General features: G+C 44.1%; 15 protein-coding genes. 7 read left to right on the forward strand and 8 right to left on the reverse strand.

What is annotated here, in order from left to right; translation table 11 throughout:
* The 6 genes from hisS to ndk all read right to left on the reverse strand — a co-directional run bounded on the left by hisS (position 1) and on the right by ndk (position 6,839).
* On the reverse strand, positions 1-1,278 hold the full coding sequence (gene hisS / locus NO992_RS09150) for a histidine--tRNA ligase (protein WP_371376290.1): 1,278 nt from the start codon (positions 1,276-1,278) through the stop codon (positions 1-3).
* Between the two features lie 178 nt (positions 1,279-1,456).
* Positions 1,457-2,575: a flavodoxin-dependent (E)-4-hydroxy-3-methylbut-2-enyl-diphosphate synthase gene (gene ispG, locus NO992_RS09155; RefSeq protein WP_371376293.1), complete on the reverse strand. Its 1,119-nt coding sequence runs from the start codon at positions 2,573-2,575 to the stop codon at positions 1,457-1,459.
* Between the two features lie 5 nt (positions 2,576-2,580).
* Positions 2,581-3,432, reverse strand: coding sequence for a RodZ domain-containing protein (locus NO992_RS09160; protein ID WP_239358677.1), 852 nt, complete (start codon positions 3,430-3,432; stop codon positions 2,581-2,583).
* Positions 3,433-3,440: 8 nt separating this feature from the next.
* Positions 3,441-4,934, reverse strand: a complete 1,494-nt coding sequence (pilW, locus tag NO992_RS09165; protein WP_371376296.1) for a type IV pilus biogenesis/stability protein PilW — start codon at positions 4,932-4,934, stop codon at positions 3,441-3,443.
* A gap of 141 nt (positions 4,935-5,075) precedes the next feature.
* Entirely contained in the window at positions 5,076-6,212 is a 1,137-nt protein-coding gene (locus NO992_RS09170; protein ID WP_017217053.1) for a bifunctional tRNA (adenosine(37)-C2)-methyltransferase TrmG/ribosomal RNA large subunit methyltransferase RlmN, read from the reverse strand.
* Between the two features lie 195 nt (positions 6,213-6,407).
* Positions 6,408-6,839, reverse strand: a complete 432-nt coding sequence (gene ndk / locus NO992_RS09175) for a nucleoside-diphosphate kinase (protein ID WP_010377338.1) — start codon at positions 6,837-6,839, stop codon at positions 6,408-6,410.
* A gap of 311 nt (positions 6,840-7,150) precedes the next feature.
* On the opposite strand from ndk, the gene yegQ reads away from it, so the two are divergent.
* The 7 genes from yegQ (at position 7,151) to NO992_RS09210 (ending at position 15,379) form a co-directional block, all read left to right on the forward strand.
* The gene (gene yegQ / locus NO992_RS09180) at positions 7,151-8,509 is read left to right on the forward strand and encodes a tRNA 5-hydroxyuridine modification protein YegQ (RefSeq protein WP_371376300.1); all 1,359 of its coding nucleotides are present in this window, start codon (positions 7,151-7,153) and stop codon (positions 8,507-8,509) included.
* A gap of 2 nt (positions 8,510-8,511) precedes the next feature.
* Positions 8,512-8,757 (forward strand): YfhL family 4Fe-4S dicluster ferredoxin, encoded by a 246-nt coding sequence (locus NO992_RS09185; RefSeq protein ID WP_010377334.1) that lies wholly within the window; start codon positions 8,512-8,514, stop codon positions 8,755-8,757.
* 233 nt (positions 8,758-8,990) lie between these two features.
* Entirely contained in the window at positions 8,991-11,678 is a 2,688-nt protein-coding gene (locus NO992_RS09190; RefSeq protein WP_371376305.1) for a PAS domain S-box protein, read from the forward strand.
* Positions 11,679-11,680: 2 nt separating this feature from the next.
* On the forward strand, positions 11,681-12,085 hold the full coding sequence (locus NO992_RS09195; RefSeq protein ID WP_017217056.1) for a response regulator: 405 nt from the start codon (positions 11,681-11,683) through the stop codon (positions 12,083-12,085).
* 2 nt (positions 12,086-12,087) lie between these two features.
* Positions 12,088-13,020 (forward strand): diguanylate cyclase, encoded by a 933-nt coding sequence (locus tag NO992_RS09200; protein WP_371376308.1) that lies wholly within the window; start codon positions 12,088-12,090, stop codon positions 13,018-13,020.
* 358 nt (positions 13,021-13,378) lie between these two features.
* The gene (locus tag NO992_RS09205; protein ID WP_371376311.1) at positions 13,379-14,539 is read left to right on the forward strand and encodes a M23 family metallopeptidase; all 1,161 of its coding nucleotides are present in this window, start codon (positions 13,379-13,381) and stop codon (positions 14,537-14,539) included.
* 126 nt (positions 14,540-14,665) lie between these two features.
* Complete coding sequence (locus tag NO992_RS09210; protein WP_349195261.1) at positions 14,666-15,379, forward strand: response regulator transcription factor; 714 nt, start codon at positions 14,666-14,668, stop codon at positions 15,377-15,379.
* 98 nt (positions 15,380-15,477) lie between these two features.
* Here NO992_RS09210 and pyrE read toward each other — a convergent pair whose 3' ends face one another.
* On the reverse strand, positions 15,478-16,122 hold the full coding sequence (gene pyrE, locus NO992_RS09215) for an orotate phosphoribosyltransferase (RefSeq protein WP_017217061.1): 645 nt from the start codon (positions 16,120-16,122) through the stop codon (positions 15,478-15,480).
* Between the two features lie 21 nt (positions 16,123-16,143).
* Positions 16,144-16,857, reverse strand: coding sequence for a ribonuclease PH (rph, locus tag NO992_RS09220; protein ID WP_010377321.1), 714 nt, complete (start codon positions 16,855-16,857; stop codon positions 16,144-16,146).
* Positions 16,858-16,904 lie beyond the last annotated feature (47 nt).

The raw sequence follows: 16,904 nt of genomic DNA on the forward strand, positions 1-16,904 counted from the left end.
TTAGCTTACCAGCTCTGCTAACAGCGTTTTTACTTCTGCAAGTGGTAAGGTGATTTGTTCTTTCTCTTCACGCAGATACTTCACTGTCACTTTGCCTTCAGCGAGTTCATCTTCGCCTAGCACGAGCGCAATAACAGCATCGCTTTTATCTGCACGTTTAAATTGTTTCTTAAAGTTGCCACCGCCACAATGAACCATCACGCGAAGGCCAGCAATATCATCTCGTAATTGCTGTGCAATTACTGGGGCTTGAATCGCCGCTTTGTCACCCATTGCAACGACGTATACATCAGCATTACGACGAATATCACCCACACATTCCAGCGTTTGTAGCATCAACACTAAACGTTCGATACCCATAGCAAAACCAACGGCTGGCGTTGCTTTGCCGCCAAGCTGCTCAACCAAGCCATCGTAGCGGCCGCCAGCACATACAGTGCCCTGAGAACCTAAGCTTGTTGTCACCCACTCAAATACGGTGCGGTTGTAGTAATCTAGGCCACGTACCAGTTTTTCATTAACTTGGTATTCGACGCCAGCTGCGTCTAAACGTTCACACAAATTAGCAAAATGTTCGCGTGATTCTTCATCTAAGTGTTCAGAAAGCTTAGGTGCATCAACAAGTACAGCTTGCACCTCTGGGTTTTTGCTATCTAACACGCGCAGTGGGTTGCTATACATACGGCGCAAACTGTCTTCGTCAAGCGCTTCTTTGTGTTGCTCCAGATATGCAATCAGAGCATCGCGATATTCAGCACGCGCTTCATTTGACCCCAAAGAATTGAGCTCAAGCTTTACATGGTCTTGAATACCAAATTGCTGCCATAAGCGCGCCGTCATTAGGATCACTTCAGCATCAATATCTGGTGTTGCCATACCAAAAGTTTCAACACCAAATTGATGGAATTGACGGTAACGGCCTTTTTGCGGTCTTTCATGGCGGAACATTGGCCCCATGTACCAAAGGCGCTGTTCTTGGTTATATAGCAAACCATTTTGATTTCCCGCTCGTACGCACACAGCAGTACCTTCCGGACGTAGCGTTAAGCTATCGCCATTGCGGTCATCAAAGGTATACATCTCTTTTTCAACGATATCGGTCACTTCACCGATAGAGCGTTTAAATAGATCGGTCGACTCAACGATTGGAAAACGGATCTCTTGGTAGCCAAAAGCCGCTACTGTCTCTCTTAATACCGATTCTACTTTCTGCCAGACTTGCGTGTCACCTGGCAGACAATCATTCATTCCACGGATTGCCTGAAGTTGTTTAGTCACTGAAAACCCTAACTTAAATTTGTCACCAATCGATTTAATGCTGCTTGAGTCTTTGACTAAATGCGCTCAAACAGCCTCATCGCATTGGTTTTATTTCTTTAATGCCATTTATCGTCGTGCAGTTTAGCACGCCGTGAGAAAGCGCGAAAATTCGCTTATCTTAACGATTACGCAGGTGTCAGTCGATGATTTTTACATCGATTTTTTCTTCACTTTCTTTTTTCTCTACATATTCTCGGATCTGAGACTCTAATTGAGCGACGATATCATCATTATCAATCCGTGTTTTTTGGCGCTCGCCATTGATATAAAGACCTGAGCGACGATTTGCGCCAGCAAGGCCCAAGTCACTGATAAGTGCTTCACCAGGACCATTTACCACGCAGCCAATCACAGACACCGAAATTGGTGTGACGATATCTTCTAATCGCTCTTCCAGCTGATTCATTGTATTCACTACATCAAACTCTTGGCGTGAACAACTTGGGCAAGCAATAAAATTGATGCCGCGCGAACGAATTCGCAGTGACTTTAGAATATCAAAACCCACTTTGATTTCTTGCACCGGATCAGCCGCAAGTGAAACACGTAATGTATCACCAATCCCTTCAGCAAGTAACATCCCTAGACCAACTGCCGATTTAACCGAACCGGCTCTAAACCCACCCGCCTCGGTGATCCCAAGGTGCAGAGGTTGATCAATTTCTTTTGCCAATAAACGATAAGCGCCAACGGCCAAAAACACGTCGGAAGCTTTTACCGAGACTTTAAACTGATCAAAGTTATGGCGCTGAAGAATTTCGACATGTCGCATCGCAGACTCAAGCAAGGCCTCAGGTGTTGGTTCACCATACTTTTCTTGCAAATCGCGCTCTAGTGAGCCGCCATTCACGCCAATACGAATTGGAATGTTGTGCTCACCCGCCGCGTCAATCACTGCACGAATACGATCTTCACTGCCAATATTCCCAGGGTTTATCCGCAAGCAGTCGGCGCCGTACTTAGCCACTTGTAATGCAATACGATAATCGAAGTGAATATCCGTGACGAGTGGAATATCCACTTGCTCTTTAATGCTTTTGAATGCTTCAGCTGCATCCATTGTCGGCACAGAAACACGGACAATATCCGCTCCGGCGTCTTGGATAGCTTTAATTTGTGCCACCGTCGCATCAACATCTAGAGTATTGGTGTTCGTCATAGACTGTACAGCTATCGGTGCGCCATCACCAATAGGCACATTACCGACATAGATCCTTGTTGATTTTCTACGCTTTATAGGTGGTTCTGAAAACATGCTGACTACTCTGTTAACGGTAAATTGAATTTAGCTAGACGGTTTTTAGTAAACGCAGGCAATGACACTGGTTTACCGTCAAGCGTGACCTCTACGGCCTGATGCTTGCCGAGTATAACAGAAAAAGGGGCCTTACCTTCAACTGTCATAGTATATCCCGCTTTTTTAACACCAAACGCGACACGCTCTTGTGTTGCGTCAAACATTTCAACCCAACTTTCTTCGTTGAAATGCATGACTACCGTGCTCAATGCAGAGTCTCGTTTTGTCGCTTGCGGTTTCGTTTCAACTGGCACTGAAACCTCCGCTTCACTCGCCTGTGGCTCGCTTTGCGGGGTTGTGTCATTGTTTTGCTCAGTAGGTAATGCTAACTCATCAACCTTTGGCGTTGTGGCATTTTCAACTGGCGTCTCAAGCTGAGTGACCGGCGTTTCAGGCACCACTTCTTGTTCTGAGCTACTGGTCTGCCAAAACCAAAATGCCGACGACCCCAGCACGATAGCCAGCACAATGTAGCTCACCATCATTAGGCGGTTATCGTGGGCTTCTTTATGAGTGCGGCGAGAAAAGCTTTGCATTCGCTTTTTCTGTGGCGGCAACTCCGGAGATTGATATCTAGCCAGTACTTCCGTCGGATTCAATCCCAGTAACGCGGCGTAATTTTTAATGTAGCCACGCACAAAGGTTTCAGGCCCTAGGTCTTGATAGTCATCCTGCTCGAGCTTGGTAAGTTGGGCATGAGTCATCTTTAAGCGCGATTCAATTTCAGCAAAGCTGATCCCGGCATTTTGTCTTGCCGTTGCTAAAGTTTGCCCGAGTGAAGGCTGCTCTTGTTCAGGTGCTTCCTGCTCTTTCATTGTTTGGTTCATAAAACGTAATTTGTTGGGTCTACAATTAGTAATCCGTGGCCTGCTTGCAGCGCCACATCAGGAGTGAGTTTATTCCATCGCATAATTTCATCGATCAACACACCATATCGATCGGCAATACTGAGCAAAGTATCTCCCGCCGCAATTTCATGCACGACATTGGGATTGTTAAGATACACCTTTTGACCTGCGTACAATCTTGCAGATTCCCGCACTTGATTATATTCCATCAATTCAACCATTTTAATGTCGTATTTGACTGAAATACTAAATAGGTTTTCACCTGCAATCACAGTATGAAAAGGTACCTGAGGAGGCGCAACGTCACGATTTAATAACGGTACACTTGAACTGCTTGATGAGGTAGTCGCTAACACTTGAGGCTCACGTGAGCGAGGACTAAATGTAACTTCCGATGGGTCCGGTTGATAAAACTCAACCCGAGCTTCAGAGTCCGAGCTAACGTTTACTAAAGACGTACTTTTTACCACTTCAGGTTTTGCCGAAGGCGCAAAATTATTGGCCTCAACGGGTGAATCAACGGTGAATGATTGCGTTGAATTCGGTTGCATTTTCTTACGTTTAATTTTAATTTTTGGATTCGCTACAATATGACTAGGCGACGCCTCGGCAAGCTTATTTAACTGTGCTTCTCGGTAGCGATTGCGCAACCGTTCAAATTCACTTGCAGCGATATTATTCGTTAAGATGAGCCCTGCTTGAGCAGATTTAGGGTAGCTTTGCACCAAAGTCGTGGCGATGTCTTGCGCCTTCTGTAAGTGCCCCATTTGCATATGTACTAAGTGCCCAAGCATTAAGCTTCTTGGTGAAATAAATCCACGCTTGGCAACATTATCAAGTACATCTTCTGCTCTTAAGAAATCACTGCGAGCATAGTATAGGCCCGCGAGCGCAAGTTGCGACGACATCTGCTGAGCGTTATGCTTAATCGCGCTTTGCAGATATTCCTCGGCTAGGGAATACTCATTTTGTTTCAGCGCACACAGCGCCAAGTTTTCGTAGCTTGCCGATACCCGCAAATAACTTGGTACCTCAATCGCTTTGAAAAAATATTGGCTCGCCTTGTCATACTGACCAACTCGGCAAAGAAAAGTGCCATAGTTGTTTAGCGTGTCGGGGTTATCTGGCTCAATATCCAAAGCCGCCTGATAGGCATTATCAGCACGTTGTTGCTCACCCACCTGCTCGTAATAATACGCCAACGTATAATGGGCTTCGGCCAGTTTTGGCGCTAGTTGTAATGCCCGCTCTAAATTAAATTTGGCTGAGGTAGTGTTACCTGAATTGAGATATTGAAGTGCCAGTGCAATACGAGTTCTTGCGGCATTGGTGTTATTGACTTGTTGTTCGGCCACAGGACGCCCGTCGGAGCGATAACTACTCTCCGTCACACAACCTGACAGAACTAAACTCGCGCCTGCGAGAATGGATGCAGCCAATCCTGTTTTGCGATAATTTCGCGATTGCATCACTCACCTTTGAATGCCACTGGGTTCTATGTGTGCCCTATATTACCCAAAAGGCTAAGAGATTCATCTATTTTTTACCAGATAGTCAGAACTTATCTGTGGTCAAGATGAAATGAGCTGGGTAAACCCAGCTCATGAATATTATTGTGCGCTCACATTGACAGCAATGGCGTTGTCGTCACGCTGCTTTTTCTTAGCTAAACGTTTGGTTCTGTCCACAACATCACCCACTAGCTGTCCACATGCAGCGTCAATGTCATCGCCACGGGTGCGACGAACGATACACGTCAGTCCTGCAGCTTGTAACACCTTAGAAAATCTATCGATGCGGCTGTTGCTAGAGCGGCCATATTCATTACCCGGGAACGGGTTAAATGGGATTAAGTTAATTTTTGACGGCGTGCCTTTGAGTACTTCGACTAATTCATGGGCATGATCTGTACTGTCATTCACGTCTTGTAGCATCACGTACTCAATGGTGACGTCTTTATTTGCTTTAGAACCATCGATATAGCGACGACATGCTGCTAAGAACTCTTCTATCGGATACTTTTTGTTGATTGGTACAAGCACATCACGTAGTGGATTGTTTGGTGCATGTAGCGAGATCGCCAGTGCCACATCAATCTTTTCTTTCAAGATATCAAGCGCAGGTACCACACCCGATGTACTTAGCGTAACGCGGCGCTTGGATAAACCAAATGCCCAATCGTCCATCATCAGTTCCATCGCTGGTACAACATTATTTAGGTTTAGCAGAGGCTCACCCATCCCCATCATAACGATGTTAGTAATTGGGCGTTTAGTGCTATCGCCTTTATGCAGACCAATGTCGGTTGCCACGCGCCAAACCTGACCAATGATCTCAGACACTTTTAAGTTACGGTTAAAGCCCTGCTGCGCCGTTGAGCAGAAAGTACATTCCAAAGCACAACCAACCTGAGAAGACACACACAGTGTTGCTCGGTCTTTTTCTGGGATCCACACAGTTTCAACTTCTTGGCCGCCTTCAAGTACTAGTGCGTACTTAATGGTACCGTCAGAAGCCACCTGCTTTACTGAAATTTCAGGTGCTTTAATCTCACACTCAGCCTGCAACCGCGCACGCAACTTTTTGTTCAAATTGCTCATGTCATCAAAGTTGTCGATACCAAAATGATAAATCCATTTCATCACCTGATCCGCGCGAAACGGCTTTTCGCCATATGATGCAAACAACTCGCGCATCCCCTCGCGATTTAAATCAAGTAAGTTAATTTTTTTCTCAATAGTGGTCATGAACAACCTCGGTTAAAGACGGTAAGAACAGCTAAATTGCCAACAACGCATTGTACAAAAAAGCAGCAAGCATCACAAATAATGTAACGTGTTTTGTGAAGTAGTGTGATTACTTTACAAAGCACGCTTATCCCGCAACTTAGCTACGGGACAAAAAAAGGGCTCGAAAGCCCTTCTTTGGCACCAAGTCTCGAATTAACGAGTACGTGGGCAGATTTCTTCTTCAGCGAAGAAGTAAGCGATTTCGCGAGCAGCAGACTCAGGCGCGTCAGAACCGTGTACTGCGTTCTCGTCGATGCTGTCTGCGTAGTCAGCACGTAGTGTACCAGCTAGCGCTTCAGCAGGGTTAGTAGCACCCATGATTTCGCGGTTTTTACGAACTGCGTCTTCACCTTCAAGAACCTGAACCATTACTGGACCAGAAGTCATGAAAGAAACTAATGCACCAAAGAAAGGACGCTCTTTGTGCTCTGCGTAGAAACCTTCAGCTTTCTCTTGAGAAAGGTGAACCATTTTTGATGCAACGATTTTAAGACCAGCAGACTCAAAACGGTTGTAGATAGCACCGATGTGGTTTTTAGCTACAGCATCAGGCTTGATGATTGAAAAAGTGCGCTCTAAAGCCATCTTTTTTGCTCCAAAATATTATTGTGAATATTAACGGGCGCGAATTATACGTGTTTTGGTAGAAAAAACCTACTATCTCGCGCCGCTTTCTTTGCGAAGAAACGAAAGTTTGGTGAATTATTTGTCGATTAAATACGCAGAATTGCCAGCAGAAGCCTTAACAGCAAGGTCACTTGCCCTTCCTTGCACAATGTCAAAAAACCTGATCTACATCAAAATTACTTACTTAGCTTTCTTCTATACTGCGCCGCTTTTTAGAATCAGCACGCGAAATCACTCAACAGGCCCTAGTTCAATGTATGAGGTAAACCATGTTTGTACCAGAACTTCTCTCTCCTGCCGGCAGTTTAAAGAATATGCGTTACGCTTTTGCGTACGGTGCCGACGCTGTTTACGCCGGACAACCAAGATACAGTCTGCGCGTACGTAATAACGAATTTGACCTAAACAACCTCGAAATCGGTATTAATGAAGCCCACCAGCAAAACAAAAAGCTCTATGTTGTATCAAATATTGCGCCGCACAACGGCAAAGTGAAAACTTACTTACGTGATATTGAGCCTGTTATCGCAATGAAGCCAGACGCACTTATCATGTCCGATCCCGGGCTAATTATGCTGGTGCGCGATAAGTGGCCAGACATGCCAATTCACCTATCCGTACAAGCGAATGCTGTTAACTATGCGGCGGTGCAATTTTGGGCCAAACAAGGGGTTGAGCGCGTTATTCTTTCTCGCGAGTTGTCGCTACAAGAAATAGAAGAAATTCGTACATTTTGCCCAGACACTGAGCTTGAAGTGTTCGTTCATGGCGCCTTATGCATGGCTTATTCTGGTCGCTGTTTATTGTCGGGTTATATCAACAAGCGTGATCCAAACCAAGGCACTTGTACCAATGCCTGCCGCTGGAGCTACGATGTCAAACCGGGTCAAGAAAACGAAACTGGCGATGTTATCCATAAGGTCGATCCAAAAGCGATTATTCCAACCTTAGGGGAAGGTCAACCAAGCGACGAAGTGTTTATGCTCGAAGAGCAAGGTCGCCCAGGCGAATACATGCCAGCATTTGAAGATGAGCATGGTACTTACATCATGAATTCCAAAGATTTACGTGCTGTCCAGTATGTTGATCAACTGACTCGCATGGGCGTGCACAGCCTTAAGATCGAAGGCCGAACCAAGTCATTCTATTATGTTGCTCGCACCGCACAAGTCTATCGTAAAGCCATTGATGATGCTGTTGCAGGTAAACCATTTGACCCAAGCTTAATGAAAACCCTAGAAAACCTAGCCCACCGAGGATATACCGAGGGTTTCTTGAAACGTCATGTACATCAAGACTATCAAAATTACGACTACGGTCATTCGGTGTCTGATCAACAGCAGTTTGTTGGTGAAGTGCTAGGTCGCACTAATAATGGTCTCGTTGAGATTGAGGTTAAAAACAAGTTCTGTACCGGTCACAGCTTGGAATTAATGACGCCTAAGGGCAATATTCACTTTAATCTGGAACACATGGAAAATAAAAAAGGTGAAGCGATAGATGACGCCAAGGGCTCTGGTCATATCGTCAAAATTCCACTGCCAGAAGACATAGACTTAAGTCACGCCATTTTAATGCGCAATTTGGGCCAAAGTGAGGACACTCGTAATCCTTTTAAAAAGGCATAACGATGGCACTACTTATTAATGATAAATGTATCAACTGTGATATGTGCGACCCTGAGTGTCCTAATCAAGCCATTTACATGGGCGATAAAATTTATCAAATTGACCCTGACAAATGCACTGAATGCGTCGGCCATTACGACACACCAACTTGTGTGAGTGTCTGCCCCATTGATTGCATCAAACCAGATCCAAACCACAAAGAAAGCCTTGATCAGTTAGCCGAAAAGTACCTTCGACTCACTGAATAACAAGGTGAAGCCACGCGCTTCACCTTGTTAACCTCTCAACTCCCCCTCTTCCCTACCTCACGATAAAGATTTCTTACGCCTCTTGTCGAAATTTCAAATAGATATACTACAGTTAAAGCAGAGCATTAGGACTTTTAAAGCGTATTTTACTATCGCAGCTTGAGTGCGCTTTTAGCGTCTTAACGGCGGATGTTTTTATATGAATCGGCTTTACGTTGAGGTAAGGAAATAACATGGATTTGAACTCATTTGAGTCATTTTTTAATAGCGCGTACATGCCACATGGTCATTGCTATTTGTGGCAACCTCACCTGCTATGGACCAATGTTATCTCCGATATCTTGATAGCCGCAGCCTACTTTTCGATTCCCATGGCGATTATGATTTATGCAAAACAGCGCCCTGATGTTGGCAGAAATTGGGTCTTTGTGTTGTTTTGTAGCTTCATCACTTTATGTGGACTCACGCACTTAATTGGCGTTTATACCGTTTGGCATGGCGCTTATGGTATTCATGGCATTTCAAAAGCAGTCACAGCGTTTATCTCAATGGTAACGGCGGTTTATCTTTTTAGACTGATCCCAAGCGCTGTCGCAATCCCAACCCCCAATCAATTCCATGGCGTAACCGCAAGGCTCAAACGTATTACCGATGAAAAGCAGGCGCTTCATTCGCAACTAGACCAACACAGAGTCACCGAGTTTATGCTCGATGCCTTACCCACCAGTACCTTGCTGCTTGACCAGCTACTCACCGTGAGTAAGTGCAATCCTTATTTTTATCGCGAGCTTGGGTACGACACGCCAGATGCGTTAATTGGACTGAGATTACACGATATCGTCAGTTTGGATGATCCGTTCGACAGCTTAGAGTCCATTAGCCAATCTCTACTCAACCAAAACGATTACAGTAAAGAAGCACTGTGCCATGTGAAAGACAAATTTGGCAATCAAATCCCGATGGAGATGCGCTTAGTACAAGAACCCCATGACGGTGCTAATCTCATTTTAGCGGTGTTTAATAACCTTTCGTCACTTAAACGCACAGAGCAAGCACTAGCGGAATCCACCGAACAAATGAAGCGTGCAATCGGGGCAACCGAAGATGGCATTTGGGAGTGGAACGTTGTCGACAACAGCGTCAGCTATTCATCTCGTTTAAAAACCATGATAGGTAAACGCGACGACGAAAAAGTCACCTATGACGACTGGTTTGCACATATCCACCCAGACCATCAGGGCAAAGTGCAAGATGCCATAGACCATCACTTTGCCACCAAAGATCAATATTTTGTAGAGTACTTAGGGCGAGACAACAAAGGAGAATACGCGTGGTTTTCCGCCGTAGGCAACAGCCAATTTGACGACCAAGGTAGAGCTGTGGTGATGTCTGGGGCACTAAGAAATATCCATCAGAAAAAATCTCTTGAGCTGCAAATCGCGGAAAAAAACAAAATTCTCAATGCCATCTACGAAGGTGCAAGTCAGGCTATTTGGCTATTAAAGGTAGAAGAAAACCAAACATTTCGAGTGCTTGAGTACAATAAGTTTGCCTGTCAACGCACAGGCGTAAAACTCGACCAAATACTAGGTAAAACCCTCCATGAACTCAGAGGTACAGCGTTAGAAGCTGAGCTAGTAGATAGGATTGAAAAAAACTACCAACTTTGTGTTGAGATTGCAAAACCCGTAGATTATACCGAAATGGTACCCTTCAAAAATAAAGAATATTGGTACCAAACGACTCTTTATCCACTTAAAGACGGTAAAAACCAAGTCGAGAGAATAGTCGGTATCGCTGTTGATATTACGGCGCGAAAGTTCGCAGAAAAAGAACTGGAAGACAACCAGCGCTTTTTACAGCGAATGATAGACTCAGCGGTATGCGGCCTTTATCTCTACGACTTAAAACTCCACAAGAATACTCGGATAAACAAGCGTTATACTCAACTCCTTGGCTATACAATTCAAGAATTAGAAAGCACAAATTTAGAGCTGTGTTTTCATGAAAGTGAACACGCACTCGTTTACGAGCATATTGATGAGGTGAGAGCTAGCCAAGATGGTGAGCTTATCCCAATAAAGTATCGCTTTAGACACAAAGAGGGGCATTGGGTTTGGTGTTACTCTGTCGATACCGTGATCACTCGAGATCACAATGGCGAGCCAGAGTTGATGCTGGGTACTTTTGTCGATATGACCGAGCACACCGAATTGCTATTACAGCTGCAAGAATCTAACGCACACCTTGAGCACTTTGCCTATATTGCTTCTCATGATTTGCAAGAGCCACTCAGAAAGATCACCGCTTTTTCAGACAGTTTGGCGCAAAGAATTACGCCAGATTTAAAAGACTACGACGATGCAAAGTTTGAAATAGAACGCTTGGTAGATGCCAGTCAACGAATGCGGATCATGATCCAAGACCTACTCAAGTTGTCACGCTTGCATTCCCATGAGTTGAAGCTACAAACAACCAATCTAACTTTGTTGTTGGAAGATATCTGTGAAGTGATGAGCTTTAGTATCGAGGAAAGCGGCGCAGAAATTAAGCTAGAGAATGGTGATTTACCTATCGAACTTGATCCCTCGCTTTTTCTTCAAGTGCTGCAAAACTTAATCAGTAACAGCATTAAGTTTAAGTCACCAGAGGTTACGCCCGTAATCCAAATTTACGCCAGCCAAACCGGCCATGAAACGGTGATCCATTACAAAGACAATGGACTTGGGATCCCAAAATCTCGACGTCAGCAAATCTTTGAACCGTTCAGGCGTTTTGGCACCACACAAGAATATGGCAGTGGCATTGGACTTGCGCTGTGCCGACAAATCATAAAACTACATGGCGGCACAATAAAATGCCTGCAAAGTGATGATGGCGCTTTATTTGAAATCATACTGCCAAAAGAAGTTAAGGAGTAATAATGGAACTGTTATTAGTTGAAGATGATCCAGATGATGTTTACTTTTTTAAAAGAGCATACAGCAGTATTACCAATGCACCACAGCTCAAAATTTTTTCTGACGGTCATGAGCTGCTGCATTACCTAGATTCTATCGCAACCTACGACCAAGTTATTTTGCTGGATTTAAACATGCCAAAAATGAGTGGCTTTGAAGTCATGGAAGCTTTAAAAAATGAACAAGTTGCCGATAAATTAATAACGGTATGCTATACCACCTCCACTCACCACAGTGACATTCGTAAAGCATATCAATTGGGTGCTAAGTCATATATTACCAAGCCAGGACGCTTGAGTGATTTAGAGTCGTTGATCAAATTAATCAAGCAGTATTGGTTTGACAATAACTGTGTCGTGCAAGGGTAACTATGAATACATGGCTGATTTATCTACTTGAAGATAACGATGAAGATGCTTACTTAGTAAAGCGCACACTTGCAAGTACTGATGGTAGACAAAAGTTTAACGTTAAACACTTCAAAAATTTAGAGCAACTTGAAACCGCCTTAAACACAGTTAAGCCAGAAGCCATCCTTATTGATTTGAACATCGATGAAAGCCAAGGTCTTACCACGCTGATTAAAGTGAAACAATTGCCCATTAGCGCCCCAATAATTGTGCTAACTGGGGTATCTGAAACGCTATTTGGCGAAAAAGCAATTCAACTTGGTGCGCAAGATTATATCCCAAAACACGAAGTGAGCGGCCCACTGCTAGCACGTACAATCACTTTCTCAAAAGAGCGCTACGAAATGCAGCGGAATCTAGAGAACCTAGTGGTGATGGATAGGCTCACTATGCTACATAACCGCGGCGCATTTGATAGCGAACTAGAAAGAGCAATTAGTGAATCAGAGCGATATGGTCATGGTTTCGGTGTGTTGTTTATTGATCTCGACAACTTTAAACCAGTCAATGATCAGCTTGGTCATCAAGCGGGCGATCAATTATTAAAAATACTGTCGGCAAAACTTAAAATGTATAAACGTGCCTCGGACTTTGTCGCACGCTATGGTGGTGATGAATTCGTGGTTATCGCCCCTCACCTAACCGAAAAAAATCAGTTACGGAAACTTGCTCAGCATAAGTATGACTTGCTCAGTGATAATTACTGTCTCCAAGATGAAAGCGCAAATATCCGCGAAGTAAAGCTGGACTTAAGCATTGGCGCTGTGATTTATCCAACTGACGCAACATCAGCCGAAGAGTTAGTAGCTAAAGCAGATAAAGCTATGTATCACGCGAAGACGAACCAATTGCCTTACGCGTTTTACTCGGATGCAGGACTCACAGCAAAATAGCAGGGTGAGGAGTGTACTAATCTATTCTATTTTTAAGGTATTGTTTGTCGGCTTTTCTCCTAACGTGGTTGCGCCTTTCGACGAAAGGCAAAACATTGCTTCGTTGTATTCGACGCTTTCCACCTTGCCTTTCTTCAAGCAACTCTTCTAGTTGAGACAGAGTAATTTGCCTTTTCATAGCAACCTCCACATCACATTACTTTCTTTTCTATAGTCGCTTTTACACTAAACCCCAATTTATCGGATAAGAAACATATGATCCACATCAATAAAAACCACATTTTAAACTTTTATTTTACAAAATAATCACAATTTAGTATAACTTAATTGAACAAAAAACAAACAGAAAGGATACAACATGAAACGCCACTATCTATCAGCGTGTTTAGTCGCGCTCCTCTCACATCAGGCAACAGCTGCTGGTCAACATGACTCAGTAGCTATGCCTGAATTTACTGCTGAACACATCAGTGCCTTACCTGTTTCAAGTGTAATGGCAGTAAACCCTGAACTGTTTCTTTTCAGCAATGCTTTACAGCAAGTTGATTGGCAGCAGGTGCTTGATAGCACGGCACCGCATTTAAGTGATAAGCTCGAAGTGATCTTGCACTATGCAGGATATGCCAGCATCAACCCTAAGTTATTGCTGGCACTAATGGAGCTTGAGTCAGGTGTGGTAAGCAATCCTGATAAACACTCTCTCTCAGCACCGTTTGGTAAACTTTCTCATGAACAAGAGTTTGATGCGCAAGTAAAAGATGTAGCGCTTAATCTAAGTGCGAGATACTACGCATTCCAAAAACTTCGTGATGAAGGCAAAGCTAAAAAGTTACCAGCGGTAAACGAAGCAACTGTCGCACTTGCTGATCTGACACACGCATCGGCAGATGCCCTATTCAATACATACGAAGCGTTATTTAACGGCGAGTCGTTGGCATTAAAAGCGGACAACAGCATCGCTTTTAGTGAGCAGGCATCAACACAAGCGGTATCAGCTGCTAGCTTTAGCATGAGCTTCCCATGGCCATCCGGTTACGCTTGGTATAGCGGTGGTGCACACTCAAATACCGGTTCTGGTTACCCTTACTCATCGCTTGATTTTAATAACGGCTCAGGTGGCTGGGGAAGTAATACACCTTGGGTTCAAGCAGCGCATGGCGGCACAGTGACTCGTTACTCAGCTTGTAATATTCGCGTGACTCACTCAAGCGGTTATTCAACTCAGTATTATCATATGGAAAGTTTGCAATATAACACTGGTGATGTCATTTCTGCAGGCGCTTGGCTTGGCCGTTATGCGGATGATAAAGCAACGGCATTGTGCCAAGGAGGCCAATCAACCGGTCCTCACGTTCACTTTTCGCTGCTGTACAACGGTGGGCATATTTCGCTGCATAACTGGTACATCAGCGGCTATCGTATAGATGTGGGTAACTCCAACTATGACGATAACTGTAATCGCTTCTTCTTTGAGAAGAATGGGTATCGTACTTGTGCATGGCGTGCGTTATATAAGTAACGTGAACTTGCACAACCATGGTATTAGGCTCAACTTTTTAGTTTGAGCCTAATAAAAAACTTAAATTTTTTGTAAAACAAATGTATATTAAATTTAATCAGGAATAAAAAAGGATTTAATACTTCTATGTTTGCAAAGGAATATTCCAATAACTCGCTAGCATGGCAAGATCGAGCGTTTTTTATTCTGACTCATGCTCGAGCCAATACCAGCTCCACCAATTATACTGTGCTTATCAAAGTGCTAGAGACGCTAGGACATACAGTCAAAGTTGATACCCGACTACCAGAGCCTGCGCAACGCGAACAAATCGCGTTATTTTTGGTGGATACAGAACACCGAGATTGCAATGAACTTATCAGTGCTGAAGTAAAGCTATTGGCGGCTAAACACAAAGTACTGCTCTTTAATGCCAATGAAGACAACGTTAATGAAAAAACGGCGCTACTTGGCAATGTGAAAGGCATACTCTATCGCAACGCTCCGCCAGAGACGTTATTTCAAGGATTAAGCAGTGTGCTCAAAGGCGAGCTTTGGTTTTGTCGCAGCGCCATCTCAGAAGCATTTAGCGAACTGATTGCCGCGATGCCACAAGCATTGCCTAACAGCGACATTATCTTAAGTAATGAAGAGTTAAATATGCTTACCGGCAGAGAAAAGTCTGTGATCAAGCTTATTGCTGCTGGTGCTAAAAACGAAGATATCGCTGATAGACTAAACATCAGTAGTCACACAGTTAAAACGCATATCTACAGCGCATTTAAAAAAACCAATTCGCGCAACCGAGTTGAACTTGCTAATTGGGCGCTACGCCATATACCAATAGTGAGTTTGAATTAAGAGCTGTGTAAAGACACACAATAAAACTGAGATGAAAGAGAAGTAAATTGATGGCTAGCATGGTACTAGCCATCAGCAGAAAATCGTAGGTCTTACCCTTACGCTACACCGTAGCTATCACGGTATGCTTTAACTGCATCCAGGTGCGCATCCATACCACCTTGTTGCTCAAGGTATGTGATCAGATCAGCCAATTTCACGATAGACACCACTTGAGTATTAAAGTCGCGCTCAACTTCCTGAATAGCAGAAAGCTCAGCTTTGCCTTTTTCTTGGCGATCTAATGCGATTAATACGCCAGCAAGATCAGCACCATTAGCAGCAATAATTTCCATCGACTCACGAATAGCAGTACCCGCTGTGATCACATCATCAACAAGCATAATACGACCTTCAAGCGCTGAACCCACTAAGTTACCACCTTCACCGTGCTCTTTCTTTTCTTTACGATTAAAGCAGTAAGGCACATCTTTATTGTGATGATCGGCAAGTGCAACGGCAGTCGTTGTCGCAATAGGAATACCTTTGTACGCAGGGCCAAACAACACATCAAACTCAATGCCAGCATCTTCTAATGCCGAAGCATAGAAACGACCTAAACGCGCCAAATCACGGCCTGTGTTAAACAAGCCTGCATTGAAAAAATAAGGACTAGTACGACCAGACTTTAACGTAAACTCACCAAACTTAAGCACCTGCTTTTCTAAAGCAAATTCAATAAACTCTTTTTGATACGGTTTCATGTTTTTCCTACTGAGTGTTGATTACGCTAACGCTTGCTTTTGTAGATCAATGATTTCACGAATTGAGTGTTTCGCAAGACCAAGTAACTCATCTAGCTCGTCGAACGAGAACGGTTCGCCTTCAGCTGTCCCTTGTACTTCAATTAGCTTGCCAGTTTCAGTCATGATCACATTCATGTCTGTCTCAGCTTCTGAATCCTCAAGATACTCAAGATCGGTAATTGGCTGACCTTTATAAACCCCAACCGAGATTGCCGCGATCATAAACTTTAACGGGTTTACATTGATCATGCCTTTGGCACGCATGTGTGTTAATGCATCGACCAATGCCACACAAGCACCGCTAATTGACGCCGTGCGTGTACCACCGTCCGCTTGAATAACATCACAGTCAATAGTAATGGTATTCTCACCTAACGCTTTTAAATCAACTGCGGCACGGAGAGCGCGCGCGATTAAGCGTTGAATTTCCATGGTACGGCCGCCTTGTTTGCCACGTGCCGCTTCACGGTTGTTACGCGTATGTGTAGAGCGCGGAAGCATACCGTATTCTGCGGTGATCCAGCCCTTGCCTTGACCTTTCATAAAGCGTGGCACACCCGCTTCTACAGAAGCCGTACATAACACTTTAGTGTTACCAAACTCTACCATTACTGAGCCTTCAGCGTGCATTGTATAGTTACGAGTAAATGTAACCGGCCTGATCTGATTTGCAGTTCTTTCGCTTGGACGCATCCACGTTCCCCCATCATCAAAATTTGCCGTACATTATAAAGGGATCA

The organism is Pseudoalteromonas sp. DY56-GL79 (assembly GCF_041414765.1).
Taxonomy (GTDB): domain Bacteria; phylum Pseudomonadota; class Gammaproteobacteria; order Enterobacterales; family Alteromonadaceae; genus Pseudoalteromonas; species Pseudoalteromonas piscicida.

Bases quoted from the DNA above. Each gene is read 5' to 3' on its own strand.
- ispG (WP_371376293.1), bottom strand. From the start codon at position 2,575: ATGTTTTCAGAACCACCTATAAAGCGTAGAAAATCAACAAGGATCTAT.
- NO992_RS09160 (WP_239358677.1), bottom strand. From the start codon at position 3,432: ATGAAAGAGCAGGAAGCACCTGAACAAGAGCAGCCTTCACTCGGGCAA.
- pilW (WP_371376296.1), bottom strand. From the start codon at position 4,934: ATGCAATCGCGAAATTATCGCAAAACAGGATTGGCTGCATCCATTCTC.
- NO992_RS09170 (WP_017217053.1), bottom strand. From the start codon at position 6,212: ATGACCACTATTGAGAAAAAAATTAACTTACTTGATTTAAATCGCGAG.
- ndk (WP_010377338.1), bottom strand. From the start codon at position 6,839: ATGGCTTTAGAGCGCACTTTTTCAATCATCAAGCCTGATGCTGTAGCT.
- yegQ (WP_371376300.1), top strand. From the start codon at position 7,151: ATGTTTGTACCAGAACTTCTCTCTCCTGCCGGCAGTTTAAAGAATATG.
- NO992_RS09185 (WP_010377334.1), top strand. From the start codon at position 8,512: ATGGCACTACTTATTAATGATAAATGTATCAACTGTGATATGTGCGAC.
- NO992_RS09190 (WP_371376305.1), top strand. From the start codon at position 8,991: ATGGATTTGAACTCATTTGAGTCATTTTTTAATAGCGCGTACATGCCA.
- NO992_RS09195 (WP_017217056.1), top strand. From the start codon at position 11,681: ATGGAACTGTTATTAGTTGAAGATGATCCAGATGATGTTTACTTTTTT.
- NO992_RS09200 (WP_371376308.1), top strand. From the start codon at position 12,088: ATGAATACATGGCTGATTTATCTACTTGAAGATAACGATGAAGATGCT.
- NO992_RS09205 (WP_371376311.1), top strand. From the start codon at position 13,379: ATGAAACGCCACTATCTATCAGCGTGTTTAGTCGCGCTCCTCTCACAT.
- NO992_RS09210 (WP_349195261.1), top strand. From the start codon at position 14,666: ATGTTTGCAAAGGAATATTCCAATAACTCGCTAGCATGGCAAGATCGA.
- pyrE (WP_017217061.1), bottom strand. From the start codon at position 16,122: ATGAAACCGTATCAAAAAGAGTTTATTGAATTTGCTTTAGAAAAGCAG.
- rph (WP_010377321.1), bottom strand. From the start codon at position 16,857: ATGCGTCCAAGCGAAAGAACTGCAAATCAGATCAGGCCGGTTACATTT.